The sequence below is a fragment of the Thermovibrio ammonificans HB-1 genome, from assembly GCF_000185805.1.
In the GTDB taxonomy this organism is placed as follows: domain Bacteria; phylum Aquificota; class Aquificia; order Desulfurobacteriales; family Desulfurobacteriaceae; genus Thermovibrio; species Thermovibrio ammonificans.
Genome location: NC_014926.1, coordinates 392126 through 407130 on the forward strand (window position 1 = coordinate 392126; position 15005 = coordinate 407130).

Annotated in this window: 17 protein-coding genes; 12 read left to right on the top strand and 5 right to left on the bottom strand. The window is 53.6% G+C overall.

Annotated features, from left to right (window positions below; all coding sequences use genetic code 11):
• Positions 1-52: 52 nt before the first annotated feature.
• Genes THEAM_RS02220 through THEAM_RS02230 form a run of 3 tightly spaced genes read left to right on the top strand, consistent with a single transcriptional unit; the run spans position 53 to position 3034 of the window.
• Positions 53-1141, top strand: coding sequence for a tRNA (guanine-N1)-methyltransferase (locus THEAM_RS02220; protein WP_013537188.1), 1089 nt, complete (start codon positions 53-55; stop codon positions 1139-1141).
• Positions 1113-2024 carry a cysteine synthase A gene (gene cysK / locus THEAM_RS02225; protein ID WP_013537189.1) on the top strand — a complete coding sequence of 304 codons (912 nt, stop codon included), beginning with the start codon at positions 1113-1115 and terminating at the stop codon, positions 2022-2024. Before THEAM_RS02220 ends, cysK begins: the two co-directional genes overlap by 29 nt.
• A gap of 8 nt (positions 2025-2032) precedes the next feature.
• On the top strand, positions 2033-3034 hold the full coding sequence (locus THEAM_RS02230) for a hypothetical protein (protein ID WP_013537190.1): 1002 nt from the start codon (positions 2033-2035) through the stop codon (positions 3032-3034).
• Here the strand turns inward: THEAM_RS02230 and THEAM_RS02235 are convergent.
• On the bottom strand, positions 3026-3406 hold the full coding sequence (locus THEAM_RS02235; protein WP_013537191.1) for an FAD-dependent thymidylate synthase: 381 nt from the start codon (positions 3404-3406) through the stop codon (positions 3026-3028). The two genes, THEAM_RS02230 and THEAM_RS02235, sit on opposite strands and share 9 nt — an antisense overlap.
• Position 3407: 1 nt before the next feature.
• On the bottom strand, positions 3408-3614 hold the full coding sequence (rpmE, locus tag THEAM_RS02240; protein ID WP_013537192.1) for a 50S ribosomal protein L31: 207 nt from the start codon (positions 3612-3614) through the stop codon (positions 3408-3410).
• A gap of 71 nt (positions 3615-3685) precedes the next feature.
• On the opposite strand from rpmE, the gene THEAM_RS02245 reads away from it, so the two are divergent.
• The 7 genes from THEAM_RS02245 to THEAM_RS02275 all read left to right on the top strand — a co-directional run bounded on the left by THEAM_RS02245 (position 3686) and on the right by THEAM_RS02275 (position 8886).
• Complete coding sequence (locus tag THEAM_RS02245; protein WP_013537193.1) at positions 3686-4321, top strand: DedA family protein; 636 nt, start codon at positions 3686-3688, stop codon at positions 4319-4321.
• Entirely contained in the window at positions 4293-5087 is a 795-nt protein-coding gene (gene trpA, locus THEAM_RS02250) for a tryptophan synthase subunit alpha (protein ID WP_013537194.1), read from the top strand. The genes THEAM_RS02245 and trpA overlap by 29 nt, the downstream gene beginning before the upstream one ends.
• Positions 5088-5109: 22 nt before the next feature.
• Complete coding sequence (tatA, locus tag THEAM_RS02255) at positions 5110-5349, top strand: twin-arginine translocase TatA/TatE family subunit (RefSeq protein WP_013537195.1); 240 nt, start codon at positions 5110-5112, stop codon at positions 5347-5349.
• A gap of 1 nt (position 5350) precedes the next feature.
• Positions 5351-6109 carry a twin-arginine translocase subunit TatC gene (tatC, locus tag THEAM_RS02260; protein ID WP_013537196.1) on the top strand — a complete coding sequence of 253 codons (759 nt, stop codon included), beginning with the start codon at positions 5351-5353 and terminating at the stop codon, positions 6107-6109.
• A gap of 29 nt (positions 6110-6138) precedes the next feature.
• Positions 6139-7410 (top strand): transcription termination factor Rho, encoded by a 1272-nt coding sequence (rho, locus tag THEAM_RS02265; protein WP_013537197.1) that lies wholly within the window; start codon positions 6139-6141, stop codon positions 7408-7410.
• Positions 7407-8015 (top strand): D-sedoheptulose 7-phosphate isomerase, encoded by a 609-nt coding sequence (gene gmhA, locus THEAM_RS02270; RefSeq protein WP_013537198.1) that lies wholly within the window; start codon positions 7407-7409, stop codon positions 8013-8015. Before rho ends, gmhA begins: the two co-directional genes overlap by 4 nt.
• Positions 8016-8091: 76 nt before the next feature.
• Positions 8092-8886, top strand: a complete 795-nt coding sequence (locus THEAM_RS02275) for a 2-amino-3,7-dideoxy-D-threo-hept-6-ulosonate synthase (protein WP_013537199.1) — start codon at positions 8092-8094, stop codon at positions 8884-8886.
• A gap of 18 nt (positions 8887-8904) precedes the next feature.
• Here the strand turns inward: THEAM_RS02275 and THEAM_RS02280 are convergent, their stop codons facing one another.
• From THEAM_RS02280 to THEAM_RS02290, 3 genes are read right to left on the bottom strand one after another with little or no spacing between them, the layout of a single operon-like run.
• Entirely contained in the window at positions 8905-10587 is a 1683-nt protein-coding gene (locus tag THEAM_RS02280; protein ID WP_013537200.1) for a radical SAM protein, read from the bottom strand.
• Positions 10568-11737, bottom strand: coding sequence for a cation:proton antiporter (locus THEAM_RS02285; protein ID WP_013537201.1), 1170 nt, complete (start codon positions 11735-11737; stop codon positions 10568-10570). The genes THEAM_RS02280 and THEAM_RS02285 overlap by 20 nt, the downstream gene beginning before the upstream one ends.
• Before the next feature lies 1 nt (position 11738).
• The gene (locus THEAM_RS02290) at positions 11739-13142 is read right to left on the bottom strand and encodes an NAD-binding protein (RefSeq protein WP_013537202.1); all 1404 of its coding nucleotides are present in this window, start codon (positions 13140-13142) and stop codon (positions 11739-11741) included.
• Between the two features lie 155 nt (positions 13143-13297).
• On the opposite strand from THEAM_RS02290, the gene THEAM_RS02295 reads away from it, so the two are divergent.
• Together THEAM_RS02295 and THEAM_RS02300 are read left to right on the top strand one after the other, a co-directional pair.
• Positions 13298-14032 carry an ATP-binding cassette domain-containing protein gene (locus tag THEAM_RS02295; RefSeq protein WP_013537203.1) on the top strand — a complete coding sequence of 245 codons (735 nt, stop codon included), beginning with the start codon at positions 13298-13300 and terminating at the stop codon, positions 14030-14032.
• A complete protein-coding gene (locus THEAM_RS02300; protein ID WP_013537204.1) occupies positions 14032-14982 on the top strand; it encodes a SufB/SufD family protein in 951 nt (316 codons plus the stop codon). Before THEAM_RS02295 ends, THEAM_RS02300 begins: the two co-directional genes overlap by 1 nt.
• The last annotated feature ends 23 nt before the right edge of the window (positions 14983-15005 follow it).

Here is a 15005-nt window from a genome sequence, read left to right on the forward strand (position 1 = left end):
CCGCTTTCTATAATTGTGGTTACTTCTGTGTAAGTTTAACACCGGAGGGGCCGTGAAGTTCAGGAAACCCAAGGAGCTGGTTGCTGAAGCCCTTGTTCGGACGGGAGTGAAACGCCCGAAACTGCTTTTTCAGCCCGGCAGGGGAGATTTCTTTAACCGCATAGCTTACAGGCTCGTTAAGGGGGATTACGGAGTTGTTAGGGCTGAAGAGCTCGGTGAGGAGATAAGGCCCGGTAAGGTTGTAGAGGAGTGTGGCGAGCTGAAGCTCCTCGCTTTTCGCGGAGCCGTAGAGGCCGACGCCGCTGTAGTGAGGCGGCCGGGAACGGTTGACCTTTCGGGGGTGAAGCTCTCTTACCCGGACTTTGCCGTAGACCTTTCCCTCTCTTCGGAGCTTCTTCCCCAAGAGCGTAAAAGCCTTGCCGTTCAGCTCGAGATAGCCTACGGCACCGTTAAAGACTTTTTCACTCCGGAGAACTTTTTCCTGACCGGCGTTACCCCCGAAGCCCAGCGCTTCCTCGGGGAGTTTTTCTCACCGCGGGTACCTTTTCCGGTTCTCGGTAGCCTTAAGGGTTACGATACCGTTATAGTTCTTGACCCTTCCGGGGAGAAGGAGTTTACCCACGAGGAGGTTACCCCGAACACGCTGATAGTTGTAGGCGGTATAGTCGACAGCAGTAAACGCCTTGAGGGCTCTACCAGGCGGATAATTCCCGAGGCGTTCCACAGGAGAATCACCTATAAAGGTATAGTTGAGCTGGTTCCCGATAGGATAAACGAGATAATAAAAATCGTATGCGATTACCTTACTTCAGACTCCTCCCTTTACGAGGCCGTAAGGCGCAACCTTACAAGGGACTCTAAGCTCCACTTTATGAGGCGGCTCGTTCAAAACAGTATAGTCCGCTTCAGGTATAGGGGAGAGCTTCTAAGAGGCATTCCTTACGACCTTTACCGAAAGTGGAAGGAGGAGCTCTCCCTTACCGATTTTTACTTCCGGAAGGCGGCAAAGCACGTGGGCGGTTTCTTCGTTTTTCGCCCATCAATCTTTGATAAAGTAACCGGTAGAGAGAGAGTTAGGGGAAAGGAAGTTTTTGTTCTGAAGGAGCTTAACGATGAAGACGTGGTTGTCAGGTATCCTTGACGCTGTTGGAAATACGCCCCTGCTCAGGGTTGAGCTCGGCGGGGTGGAGGTTTTCCTGAAGCTCGAATCTTTCAATCCCGGCGGCTCTATAAAGGACAGGGTGGCAAAGGCGATAATCGAAGAGGGAGAGCGCTCCGGGGAGCTTACACCCGATAAAACTGTTATAGAGGCCACAAGCGGTAATACCGGAATAGGCCTTGCCATGGTTTGTGCCGCTAAAGGCTACAGGTGCCTGATAGTGATGCCCGAGAACATGAGCCAAGAGCGGAAGAAGATTCTCAGGGCTTACGGTGCCGAGCTTCTGCTAACTCCGGCAGAAGAGGGGGTGGCAGGCGCCGTTAGGCGGGCCCAAGAGCTGGTAGAGAGGGAACCCGAGCGCTTTTTCCCTGCGCGCCAGTTTGAGAACCCGGTGAACCCTAAAGTTCACTACGAGCAGACCGCCCTTGAGGTTCTTACCCAGTTGGGGCGCCTTCCTGCCCTTTTTGTTGCAGGTATAGGCACCGGAGGCACATTTACCGGGATGGCAAGGCGCTTTAAGGAGGTGAACCCCAACTGTCTGTGCGTTGCCGTTGAGCCCGATACCTGTGCACCCCTTTCGGGAGGCCCCGTCGGCCCCCATAGGATACAGGGAATAGGGGCCGGTTTCGTTCCTAAAACCCTCGATAGAGGCCTTGTTGATAGGGTAGAAACCGTCTCCTACGAAGAGGCTCGGGAGTTTACAAGGCGCCTTGCAAAAGAGTTCGGGGTTCTGTGCGGCGTTTCAACCGGGGCCAACCTGGCGGTTGCCGTTAGGGTTGCAAAAGACGTGAAGCCCAACGGGCCGGTTGTAACGGTTGCTCCCGATACCGGCGAGCGTTACCTCTCGACCGACCTGTTTGAGTGAGGGAGCGGGTGGAAATCAGGAGGATAGAGGGGATAATTCCCGTAGAGGCAGTCTCCCGGAACCTGCCCGTTAAGTGGGAGAACTTCTCCTACCGGCAGATGAGGCAGCTACTCTCCCTTGTGAGCAAGGGGGAGCAGAAGGGAAAGGGGGAGTTTGAGGACATAATCAGGGCCACGTTCCTCGGCTACACCCCGGAGGGGAAGGCCAAGCTCCGCTCCGGTAAGTTGACCCTTATTGCCGATGTTAAGCTACCGGTTGAGCTTCAGGAGGGGCAGGAGCTCCTTCTCAGGCTGAAGGAGGTTTCGCCGAAGCTCGTTTTCTCTTTGGTCTCCGCCGGAGTTTCGCCGAAGGAACTTTCAAAGTTTGTGGCTTCGGTTCTGGGTAAGCTCCTTAAGGGCGAACCCCTTCCCTTAAACGCCGTATTTACGCCTGCGGTTGTTACCTACCTTGAGGAGCTTTTTAAAAAAGAGCTTCCCCAGCTTGCCCCCGCCTTCGGGGAGTTTAAGGAGGCCCTTCTTAAGGGAGACCCTGCCGCCGCCGTGAGCCGGTATGCGCTTGTTGGGCTGCTGCTTCTGATAGACAACTTTGAACAGTTTAAGCCCCGCCTACCCCGCTGGGTCACCAAGGAGAAGCTCACCGAGCTTCTGAACACCCTTTTGGGCGTTTACGCCCTCTACCTGGTTACCGGAACTGTGATTGTTCCCCTTTTAACCGTTTCGGACTTTAAGGGGAGGCTCTTTGTGAAAAGGGAGGGGGAGCTCTTTAAGGCGCTGCTCGAGCTTGAAACCCCCAAGGGGGAGCTGAAGGCCCTTTTGAAGCTCTTGGGGTATGAGCTCTCGGTAGACCTCTGGGCCGAAGAGCCTTTAAAAGAGCTTTTAAGGCCCGAAGAGCTTGCCGCAGAGCTTGAGTCGGTCGGCTTTAAGGTGGTTTACTGCAAGTTCTCTCCGGGAGAGCTTCACCCCCGGGAAGAGGGCTTTCTGAAGGGAAGCTCTTTTGAGTTCTTAGCCTAAGAAGTCGGGGATGAACTTTGAGAGCTCCCGAACCAGCTTTAAGTGAGGCTTCTCCTCTCTCAGCTCGAGGAGGGTCCTCAGGTTAACCGATAAGATGAAGGAGTCTTCCCTCTCCGAGACCTTAAAGAAGGGTTTATCACACAGAAGCTCAAAGAGCTCTTCCTTGAACTCCTTTCCCACTTTAAAGGTTAAAACGCCGTGCTCAACAACCGAAAGGTGGCCCATAGAGACCACTCTCTTTACGAGCTCCCGGTCCTCCTCCTCCCCGTAGCGGGAGAGGAGCTCCTCAAGGGGAAGCCCGGAGTAACAGACCCGGGCGGCCGTTGCAACAACCTTGAGGAGGTTCTCCGTTTGGGAGAGGAGCTCAACCATCTTAGTACTTGCCCTGGTACTTGGCCATAAACTTCTCTACCCTACCCCTTACAACTTTCTGCTTCTGGGTGCCGGTAAAGAACGGGTGGCACTGGTTGCAAACCTCTACCTTTATCTCGGGAAACTTAGTGGACCTTGTTACCCAAGTGTTACCGCAGGCACATACAACCCTTGTCTCCCTGTATTCGGGGTGGATACCCTTCTTCATACCCGATACCTCCTGATATAATTGGCCGTCGTGCGATTGGAAAGTTTAGTTTACCTCTCTGAAGGTGTCAAGTGGACCTCTCTTCCCTCTACTCCCTTGTAAACGAGAGCGTTAACTTTATAAAGGCCCACCCAGACCTGGCCTGCCTGGTCATATTCACCTGGGCCTTCCTTGAAACCGCCCTGCTCTTGGGGCTCTTACTCCCGGCGGAAAAAGTGTTGCTGCTCTCGTCGCTCCTTGCGGCAAAGGGAATTATCTCACCCCTTCAGTTTCTGGTGTGCGGAACCGTAGGAACGTTTCTCGGCTACACGGTTTCCTACTTCTTCGGGGCTATGCTGGGGGAGGAGCTTCTAACTTCTGTTGCCGCAAAGTTCGGGCTCTCGGAGGAAAGCCTTAAGAAAACGAAGAGGTTCATCGAGACCCGTGGGGAGCTCTCTTTGGTTGTGGGCAGGTTTCTTCCCGTTGTAAGGCCTCTGCTGCCGGTTGTTATAGGAGCTTTCAGGCCCTCCTTTTTAAAGTTCTCGCTCCTTAACGCCGTTGGTGCCCTCCTGTGGATACTCTCTTACCTGCTATTTGGAAACTTGATAGGTTACCTCTTTTCCTTTATTATTAGCCATAAGTTTGTTGCTATCCCTGTTATCCTTCTCGTTCCTACTCTTTACCTAATCTGGAGACGCTATGGAAAGAATAGCCGCCACCTTCTCTGAGCTCGAGGCGAGGGGAGAGAAACCTCTTATAGTTTACGCAACTGCCTGTGACCCGAACTGTTCAAAGTCCCTCGATTTCTTCAAACTCATACTTGAGTTTGCCGACATGGTTGAAGTGGGAATGCCCTTCTCCGACCCCCTTGCCGACGGCCCTACGATTCAGAAAGCCCACGAAAGGGCCCTTGCCTCCGGGGCAAACACGGTAAGGGTGTTGGAGCTGGTTGAGAAGCTCAGGGCTTTTGCTCCCACAAAGCCCATAATCCTTATGGGTTACTACAACCCCATATTCGCATACGGGGAAGACCGCTTCATTAAAGACGCAAAGGCCGCCGGAGCAGACGGCTTCATAGTCCCGGACCTGCCTCCCGAGGAGGGGAGGGACTTCTCGAGGAAGGCAAAGTCTTTGAAGCTCTCTCCCGTGTTCCTTGCCGCCCCAACCAGCACCGACGAGAGGGTTAAGCTCATAGGGGAGGTTACGGGAGACTTCATCTACTACGTTTCCGTTACCGGAATAACGGGCGAGAGGGAGAAGCTGGCCTACAAGCAGATAGAGGAGGATATAGCAAGGGTTAAGCGCATCTCCGGTAAGAGGACGGTGGTAGGCTTCGGTATATCCCGGCCGGAGCATATAAAAGAGATGTATAATAGTCCAGATGGCTTTGTTGTAGGCAGCGCCGTTGTTAGGCGTATAGAGCAGGAGGACTTTGAAGGGTTGAGAGAGCTTCTCTCCTCTCTGAAAGAAGCGACGAAACGCAGTTCCCTATAAAGCCCTATCTTCTGGAGGTGCCATGTTCGGCATTGGAACCCAAGAGCTAATAATTATTCTGGTTATTGCCCTGCTGATTTTCGGGCCCAAGAAGCTCCCCGAGCTTGCCCGTTCCATGGGTAAGGCCATAAACGAGTTCAGGAAAGCCTCCTCCGGCCTTATGGACGAAGAGGAGAAGCAGGAGAAGAAAGAGACCACCGTTGCCAAGTCTGAGCAGACCAAAAAAGAAGAGCAGGTAGAGAAGATAAAGGTTAAGGAATAGGATGCCCGAGAAACGCCCCCTTCCCGACGAAGAACTTCCGGTAACCGAACACATAGAAGAGCTGAGAGAACGCCTCTTTAAGTCGGTGGCCGCCATATTTGTAGGTTTCCTTATTGCGTGGCCATTCAAAAAGGAGCTCCTTCTGCTCCTTGAAAGGCCCCTTCCCAAGAACCTGCAGGGTAAGCTGATATTCCTCTCCCCTCCCGAGGCCTTCTTCACGGCCCTTAAAATCTCGTTCTTTGCGGGTATTCTCTTTGCCCTGCCCTTCATCCTCTACCAGGTGTGGAAGTTTATAGAGCCGGGCCTTTACGAGCACGAAAAGCGGTTTATCCTGCCTTTTCTCTTCTTCTCGGTTCTCTTCTTCTTCCTCGGGGCCTCATTTGCCTACTTCGTTATCCTCCCTTTTGGCTTGAGGTTCCTCCTGGGCTTTATGGGCGACCTCCTTACGCCCCAAATAACCATAGGGAGCTACGTCTCCTTCGTTATTCAGATGATTCTCGCCTTCGGCTTTGTCTTCCTCCTGCCGGTTATAGTGTGGCTCCTTTCAAAGCTCGGGGTGATAAACTACAAAATGCTTGAAAATAACCGTAAGTATGCTATCTTAGTTATATTCATAGTAGCGGCAGTCCTTACGCCTCCCGATGTGTTCTCTCAAATAATGATGGCACTTCCCCTTTTGGTTCTCTACGAGCTTAGCATCTGGGTCTCCCGCATTGCAGGTAGAAGTGCGAAAGAGAGAGAAGAAGAGGCTTCAGAATAAACATTCAAACCAGTTGGAGGGAGAAGTTTATGGCAGAAAACCTTGTAGAGGGTTTTACTATTGACCAGCTCCAGAAAATGAGCATTTTCGACCTGAGGAAGATTGCAAAGTCCCTGGGAGTGGAAGTAAAGTCCGCAAAAAAGCAGGAGCTTATAAAGAGGATTCTGGAAAAAGACGCAGAGCGAAGGGGAGCAATTTTCAGAGTTGGCGTTCTTGAGGTTCTGCCCGACGGTTTCGGCTTTCTCCGCTCTCCCGAGAACAACTACCTGCCGAGCTCGAGCGACATCTACGTTTCCCCCTCTCAAATCAGGAAGTTCGGCCTGAGGACCGGGGATACCGTTGCCGGAGAGGTTCGCCCCCCCAAGGAGGGTGAGAAGTACTATGCCCTTTTAAAAGTCCACGCTATTAACTGGGAGCCCCCGGAAGTTGCCAAAACCAGGCCCCAGTTCGACCAGCTCACTCCACTGCACCCTACGGAGCGTTTCAGGCTCGAAAACGACCCCAGCGAGCTCTCTACCAGGGTTGTGGACCTTATAACCCCTGTCGGTAAGGGTCAGAGGGGGCTTATAGTTGCTCCTCCCCGGGCGGGAAAGACCGTTCTGCTCCAGAAAATTGCCAACGCCATAAAGACCAACTACCCCGATACTTACCTGATTATCCTCCTCATAGACGAGCGCCCCGAGGAAGTTACCGATATGAAGAGGAACACCCTCGCCGACGAGGTTATCTCCTCTACCTTCGACGAGCCTCCCGAGCGCCACGCCCAGGTTTCCGAGATTGTCATAGAGAAGGCCAAGCGCCTTGTGGAGCACAAAAAGGACGTTGTAATACTCCTTGACTCCCTTACCAGGCTTGCAAGGGCCTACAACACCTTAACCCCTCCAAGTGGTAAGATTCTATCGGGAGGTATAGACGCCCACGCCTTCCACAAGCCCAAGCGGTTCTTCGGCGCGGCAAGGAACATAGAGGAAGGCGGTAGCCTGACGATTCTCGCTACGGCGCTTGTGGAGACCGGCTCCCGTATGGACGACGTTATCTTCGAGGAGTTTAAGGGAACCGGAAACATGGAGATAGTGCTCGACAGGCAGCTTGTTGAGAGGCGGATATTCCCGGCCATAAATATCCACAAGTCGGGAACGAGGAAGGAGGAGCTTCTGCTCTCCGAGTGGGAGCTTAACAGGGTGTGGATTCTGAGGAGACTCCTGACCTCTATGTCTCCGGTTGAGGCTATGGAGTTCCTCCTTGAGAAGCTGAGGAAGTACAAGACGAACGAAGATTTCCTGAAGGCGATGAACGCATGAAGGAGCTGATTTACTACACCTTCCTTGAGAGTGCGGACCTCAAGAGGGACTTTATAGAGGAGAACAAAGAGCGGATATACTCCGCTTTCTTAGAGGTTGCCCGCAGGCTGAAGGCGGGGGGGAAGCTCCTCATCTGCGGTAACGGCGGTTCGGCGGCCGATGCCCAGCACATAGCCGCCGAACTTGTAGGGCGTTTCGAGCTTGAAAGGCCGCCCGTTGCCGCCGTAGCCCTTACAACCGATACATCGGTTTTAACCGCCGTTGCCAACGACTACTCCTTTGCCAGCGTTTTTGAGCGTCAGGTAGAGGCCTTGGGAAGAGAGGGAGACGTTCTCCTGGCCATTAGCACCAGCGGTAACTCCGAAAACGTTGTGAGGGCCGTAGAGAAGGCAAAGGAGATTGGCCTTCTTACAGTCGGCTTTCTCGGTAAAGACGGTGGGAAGCTCGCCTCCCTGTGTCACCACCCTTTCATCGTTAAGAGCTTTTCCACTCCGAGGATTCAAGAGGTTCACATAACCCTGGGTCACGTTCTCTGCGACTTCATAGAGAAATACCTTTTCTCCCCCAGCGGCTATTTCCCTCCCTCCGGGGAGGGAGAGGGCTAAGTCACCGTCGATTTCGTAAAATCACCACCTAACCGACGCCTGAACAGAAATTCCACTTATCCCGGAGGTATCGGCCATGAAGATAGGTAAGGCCATCCGAATGGAGAGGATTATTAACAGGGAAACGGGAAATACGGTCATAATACCCATGGACCACGGGGTTTCCATGGGCCCGATTCCCGGCATAATCGACATCAGGGAGTCTATAGACAAGGTGGCCAACGGCGGTGCCAACGCCGTTATCATCCATAAGGGGCTCGTTCGCCACGGCCACAGGAAGAGGGGTAAAGACGTGGGCCTCATAGTTCACCTCTCTGCCAGTACCAACCTCTCCCCCAAGCCCAACTCCAAAGTTCTCGTTTGCACGGTAGAGGAGGCGATAAAGCTCGGAGCCGACGGCGTTTCCGTCCACGTGAACCTCGGTGATGTAAACGAAGACAAGATGCTTGAAGACCTCGGCAGGGTTGCCGAGAAGTGTCTTGAGTGGGGAATGCCCCTTATTGCGATGATGTACGCCCGCGGCGAGCACATAGAGAACCCCTTCGACCCCGACACGGTTGCCCACTGTGCCCGCGTTGCTGCAGAGCTGGGGGCAGATATAGTTAAGGTTGCCTACACCGGTGACCCTCAAACCTTCGAAAGGGTTACCAAGGGATGCCCCATTCCCGTTGTTATAGCCGGCGGCCCCAAGATGAGCAACGACATGGAGATTCTCGAGATGGTTGAAGGGGCTATGAAGGCTGGAGCCAAGGGCGTTTCTATAGGAAGGAACGCCTTCCAGCACGACGACCCCGAGAAGATAGTAAGGGCGATAGCGGCGATAGTTCACGAGGGTAAGAGCGCCAAAGAGGCCGTAGAGTACCTCAAGTAGGGGGAGCTTCCCCCTACTTTAAACGGTTAAGTGCTCTTTGAAGCTTTCCAGCTGGGGGAAGAGCTTCAGAAGCTCCTCCTTACTCTTAAAGGGCCTCCTGAGAACGATGTCCGAGGCCGTTTTCCTTGAGATTCCTGGTATGAAAGAGAGGAGCTTAACGCTGGCCTCGTTTACGTTCAGCGGCGTAGGGAGCCCGATTACAGAGCGCTCCCTGTGGCCAACAACCACGGCGTTAACCGTTTTAAAGAGCGGCAGCTGCTCGGGAATCCTAACGAGAACCGGGTAGCTCCCTATCTGCCTGCCGAGGGTATGGCCTCCGTCGTGGGCCTCCAGCAGAACCTCCCTTATTACGGTTCCCACCGGGAAAACCCGCCTCATCATGGGCAGGTCGAACTGCTCCCTTACCCACTCCTTGAACTTTTCAAACTCCCTGCGGTGTTTCGTCTTTGCCCTTTTGACCATCTCGGCTATGGGCGTTCCCTCAAATACCATCACCTGCCGTATGTTCACCCTCCTTACAAGCAGGCCTTCGTCCAGTATCGCTTCAAGGAACTCCCTGTTCTTCTGAAAGGTCTTCTTGGTTTCCCCGGGCAGCCCTACGAGGAAGTTAATACCCGGCAGTAACTTGTAGAGGCCGTTTTCCCTTTCCTTAAAGGCCCCCACCTCGTTAACGACCTTTACCGCAAACTTAATCCCCTCGGGGTCAACTTTCAGGAAGTTCCTCCTTATCACCTCCGGGTCTGCGCTCTCAAGGCCGAAAGGTGCAACGTCCCCTTCGGTGTCGAGCCGGGCAATTGCCTCAAGGGCTTCCCTGCTCTCTGCCGGGTGGGCCTTTATCGTTCCGGCGTTTACGTTGTCTATGTGGAGGGTCTTTATCTCTCCAACCGACCTTATCCTCTCGAAGAGCTCTCTTATAACTTTTGGGTTTGGTTTTGGAAACTCTCCCTCGGCGGGGAGGGCTTTGAACCCCAGTATGTTGGGCTGACGGCCGATTCTGAAGTACCTTACCCCCTCTCCGTATAGGGCTTCAACCTCTTTAACTATGCCCTCTACGCTCCGCTCGTCGGGTTTGCCGTAGAAAGCCTCGGTACAGTAGGAGCAGTGGTGTCTCCGCTCGCACCCCCTAAAGGTTTCCACTTCGCAGATTACAAAGGGGTAGTAAAAGTGCTGCTTCACTATGAAGGCCCCTAATGGGGCCACCTCATCTACGAACCGGGCACTCCTTTTAAGGGTGAACTCCCCTTCCGGCAGGGCTTCGCCCCCTACAAGGGCCCTGCCGATGTGGAATGCCGCAAGCTCGGGGTCTCCCGATATGAAAAGGTTGAAACTCTCAAGGTTTAGGCTCTCTGCCCTCGTTCCCCCCTTTAGGGTAAAGCCGAACTTTACCGGCCCGCCTATCGCCGTGTAGGTGGGCAGCTCCCCTATTCGCTCTATCTCCTCCTTTGTTATCGGCCTGCCGCCGAGGTAGCGGCCCGGAACGGTCATTCCGGTTATGAGCAAAACGACGTCGGCCTCTTTGAGGGCTTCCCACCTTTCCGGTTCCCTTCGCAGCTGGTCTACGGTTGTGTAGTAAATCGCCTCCTGAGGTATGCCTGCCTTAACCAGAGCTCCGGCACAGTAGCGGACGTAGGTCGATATAAACGGGGGAACGCCCAGGCAGGTGGGCTCATCTACGTAGCCGTCAACTATTGCTACTTTCACTCCCTTCCCCTTTAACCAGTAGGTTAAAGAGAACCGGTGCAAGTATGCCGGTTACTATTGCGAGGAGTATCAGCAGGTTCTCTGTGTGGTGGTCTATGACCTTCAGCTTCGTCCCGAGCTCCGCCGTAACAATAACCAGGGTCAGCGGCGCAGACAGCAGTGCTCCGGCTCCTACAGACTCCCTCAGTGTGAACCCTTCAAGTTTTAGCAGCAGCGACGGCAGGATTTTTGCCGTGAAGCTTAGGGCTACTAAAACTCCGAGCAGCTGGAGCAGGTGGAGCGACAGGTGGGGCATTTTAAAGTTTATCCCCACGTATATGAAAAATATAGGTATTAGGAAGCCGAAGCTGATGCCGGAGAGCTTCTCCTCTATGTTCTCGGTCTCCTCAAACACCGTGGCGAATATAACGCCCGAAATGAATGCCCCTATAATCGGTTCAAGGTTTATGAGCGACGCCGCAACCGAGAGCATGAACATAACCGCAAGGCTTATCCTCACCCCGATTTCCGAGGGGTTCTTCTCGAAGAAGAACTTGAACTTGTTGGGAAACCACCAGACTATGCTCTTCAGGAAAACCAGCAGAATCCGCGCAACGAGCAGGTAGACTCCCAGCTTCAGTAACCCCAGCCAGAAACCGCTACTGAAGCCAAACTCGGTGTAAAGGGAAAAGAGCGTCAGCAGGGCGATACTTATAACTTCGCCTACTATTCCTACCAGGAAAACGGTTTTGCCGTAGCGGGTCGAGAGTAGCCCCTTCTCCCTGAGAACCGATACCACTATGCCGACCGATATGGCCCCTATCGCTATTGCCGTTAAAGCGTTGAGCTTTAGCCAGTGGGTTCCTGCAAAGGCAACTGTGAAAACGAGAACCGGTATGACCGTGTATAGCAGGCGCGTTTTTAGCGGCAGGGAGGCAATCTCTTTCAGTTTCACCTCGAGGCCCGCTATGAACATCAGTAAGAGGAAGCCGAAGGTTGAGAGGAAGTTGAGCCACTGGGAGTGGTGAACGAGGTTCAGCAGCGACTTGCCGATTACTACGCCGTAGAGTATCTCTCCCACCGATACCGGTATCCTCAGAACCCGGCTGAGGAAGGGAACGAAGAGGATACCTACGGCTATAAGGATTATCGCAAGCAGGGAGTTCTCCATCTTACTCACCTACACATATTAGTAGTGAACTGCACTTGGACCTGTGAACCATGTGGTAGGGAGGGTAGGGGTTGAACCAGTTGGTTTTCCTTCCCTTTCTCGCCCCGATTACCGATAGCTGGTAGTTCTTGCTCTCCTTCGCGAACTCGTTAACCGGGTTTCCTACCCTGTGTTTGAACTCTATGGAGACCCTGTAGAGCCCCGAGATTTTGGCCACCCGTTCTCTGAGGGGCTGAACTCTCGAGTCGTTCTCGGACGGCGTTACGAAGAGGGCGGTGATGTTTGCCTGCCACATTATGGAGAGCTCTATTGCCACCTCCAGGGCCCTGAGGCCGCTAAAGGAGCCCGATACGGGAACCAGTATCCGCTCTACCGGCGTTGTTCCCCTGGCTATGAGAACGGGGGATAGGGTCTCTTCGGCAACTAAAATGGGGAGCGTTTTTATCCCGAAGAAGAGGGGGGTCTCCCTGTACTTGTCGGGCATTGTGATGAGGCCGAAGCTCTCCTCTTTTATCTCCTGGAAGAACTCCTTCTCGCAGAGCTTGAGCTTCTTGAACTTGAGCTCGCTTACTTTAAGCTGCTCGAACGCCTCTTTTGCCCTTTCCCCTCCGTTGCAGGTGTAGAGCCTTACCTTCTGGAGCTTCGTGTTCCGGAAGAAGAAGAGGGCGTCCTTTACAACCTCCTCCCTGTAGTTGGGGAGGAATACCACCTCCTCCACTCCGAACTGTAGGGGGAACTGGGGCTCTCCCGACTTTATAAGCCCCGCTATGTACTTGAGGATTTTCGGGTCTCCCACTATCAGGACCCTGTCGCCCGGTTTAACGACAGTTCTCGGCCTGGGGAGTATGAGCTTGTCGCCCCTAAAGATGGCCACTATCCGCCACCTCTTGGAGGAGAACTTCCCGACCGGGTAGCCGGCTATTATGGAGGTGGGCATAACGGCCACCTCCATAATCTCCCCCTGCCCCAGGCCTATGTTTGTGGGTATCACAACCCCCGACTCTATCTGCCTTTCAAGGATGGAGGCCGTTGCCGCCGCTTTGTTTACGTAGTTCACCCCTTCTTGTTCGTACAAGGGGTCGTTCTCAGTGCTGTTTGAAACGGCGAATATGCTGGGAACGTTGAACTCCTTGGCTATTCTGCACGCCTCAAGGTTCACTTCGTCGTCTCCGGTGCAGGCGGCGAAGGCCGTTGCCTGCTCTATACCGGCCTTTTTCAGCATCAGCTTGCTCGTTCCGTCTCCCTGCAGGAGTATCACCCTGTTGAGGGACTCGGAGTCGAGTAGCTCCACGACCCGGGTGAGCTTTTCGGCGTCTTGGTCTATTACGGCAATCTCCCACTCTTTCTGGAGCCTTTTCAGCAGCTCCCTGCCGACCTCGCCGGCACCGACGATGATGAGCTTCATTCTCCCACGCTCCTTTCTGTGTTGGTCCTAATTTATACTTGGTTTGAGGGGGTGGCGAAAGAAAAATAAGAATGGTTACCATTAAGATAGAGGTAGAGGTTGACAGTCCGTTGGGAAGCTCTTAAGATTAAGATTAACTAACGGTGGAGGAAGCGATGGAGCCGATTCTCACGGTTAACGACGTTAAGCTTACCATAGACGGAAGGCCCATTCTCAAAGGGGTAAACCTCGTTGTAAACAAGGGAGAGATTCACGCCGTTCTCGGCCCCAACGGAGCCGGTAAGTCTACCCTTGCCAGCCTTATCATGGGGATAAACGACCTTAAAGAGCCCGATTCCGGAGAAATCGTGTTTAAAGATAAACTCCTCAACGGCCTTGAGATATCCGAGAGGGCAAAACTCGGAGTTACCCTTGCCTGGCAGGAGCCCGCAAGGTTTGAAGGCATTACCGTAGAGGAGTACCTGAAGCTCTCCGGCAGGAACAACCCCGACCTTGACGTTGTTGAGTGTCTTGAACTTGTAGGGCTCGACTGTTCCTACCTTAACCGCTTCGTAGACGATACCCTCTCCGGCGGGGAGAGGAAGAGGGTTGAGCTTGCCTCCGTTCTGGCCATGAGGCCTGAGCTTGCCGTCCTCGATGAGCCCGACTCCGGAATAGACTTTGCCTCTATGGAAGACATAGCCAACATGATTCGCACTATGAGAGACCGGGGAACAACGGTTCTAATGATTACCCACCGGGAGGAGATAGCCGAAATCGCCGACAGGGCGACCCTCATGTGCGACGGTAAGGTGGTTCAAACCGGCGACCCCAAAGAGGTCGGCGGTAAGTTCAAGAACATGTGCGTTAAGTGTGAGGTTCGTAACCCCGAGCTTGTTGGAGGTGAGTAATGGCCACCGAAACCAAGAAACTTTTAGATACGATTAGTAGGAAGTTCATTCAGATAGGGCTTCCCAGGGAGCTCTTCGAGAAGAACAGGTTTAACCTCCTTGTAGACAGGAACAAAGTCGTTGTTCGCTACCCGGCTCCCGGAGTTCGCTCCGAAGTTGTTGAAACCCCTACAGGGGTGAAAACGAAGGTCTACGTTGAGCCGGGCACGAAGCTCGAAGAGCCCGTTACCCTCTGCTTTGGCGCCGCAGAAACAACCGAGGTTCAAACGACCGAGGGCGAAATTGTTGTAGGCGAAGGGGCCGACGTAAAGTTCCAGGTTTACGGCGCCATGGCCGAGGGGATAAAGCTGAAGCACAAGAACAAGCTGAAGGTGCGGGTTGAGAAGAACGCTCGCTTTGAGTTTCTCGACCTCCACTACAACGGCGAGGAGACCTTTGTGGAGCTGGAGACCGAAACCGAGGCCTACGTAGGTGAGAACGCCTACTTCCGCTCTGTCTTCAAACAGACCCGCGGCCGTGCCGGTAGGGTGCGGATAGTCCTTAGAGCCAAGGTGGATAAGAAGGGCGTTGCCGTTTTTGAAACCAAGATGATTGGGAAGAAGGACGACGAAATATACGTTGAAGACGTTATCCACCTTGAGGGTGAAGAATCCCGCGGCATCTCAAAGAGCAGGATAATCGCCGTAGACCAGACAAAGGCCACTTTCGTAGGCGAGACTTACGGTAACGGCCCCAAGTGTAGGGGGCATATAGACTGCTCCGAGATTATCAGGGGTAAAGACGTAACCGTTAAGGCTGTCCCCGTTGTAGTTGTTAACGACGAAACTGCAAAGGTGACCCACGAGGCCGCTATCGGCAGCATCGATAAGAAACAGCTTGAAACCCTGATGGCGAGGGGCCTCTCTGAAGACGAGGCCGTAGACGTTATCGTCCAGGGAATGCTCAGATAAAACCACTTTATAGGAGGAGGAAG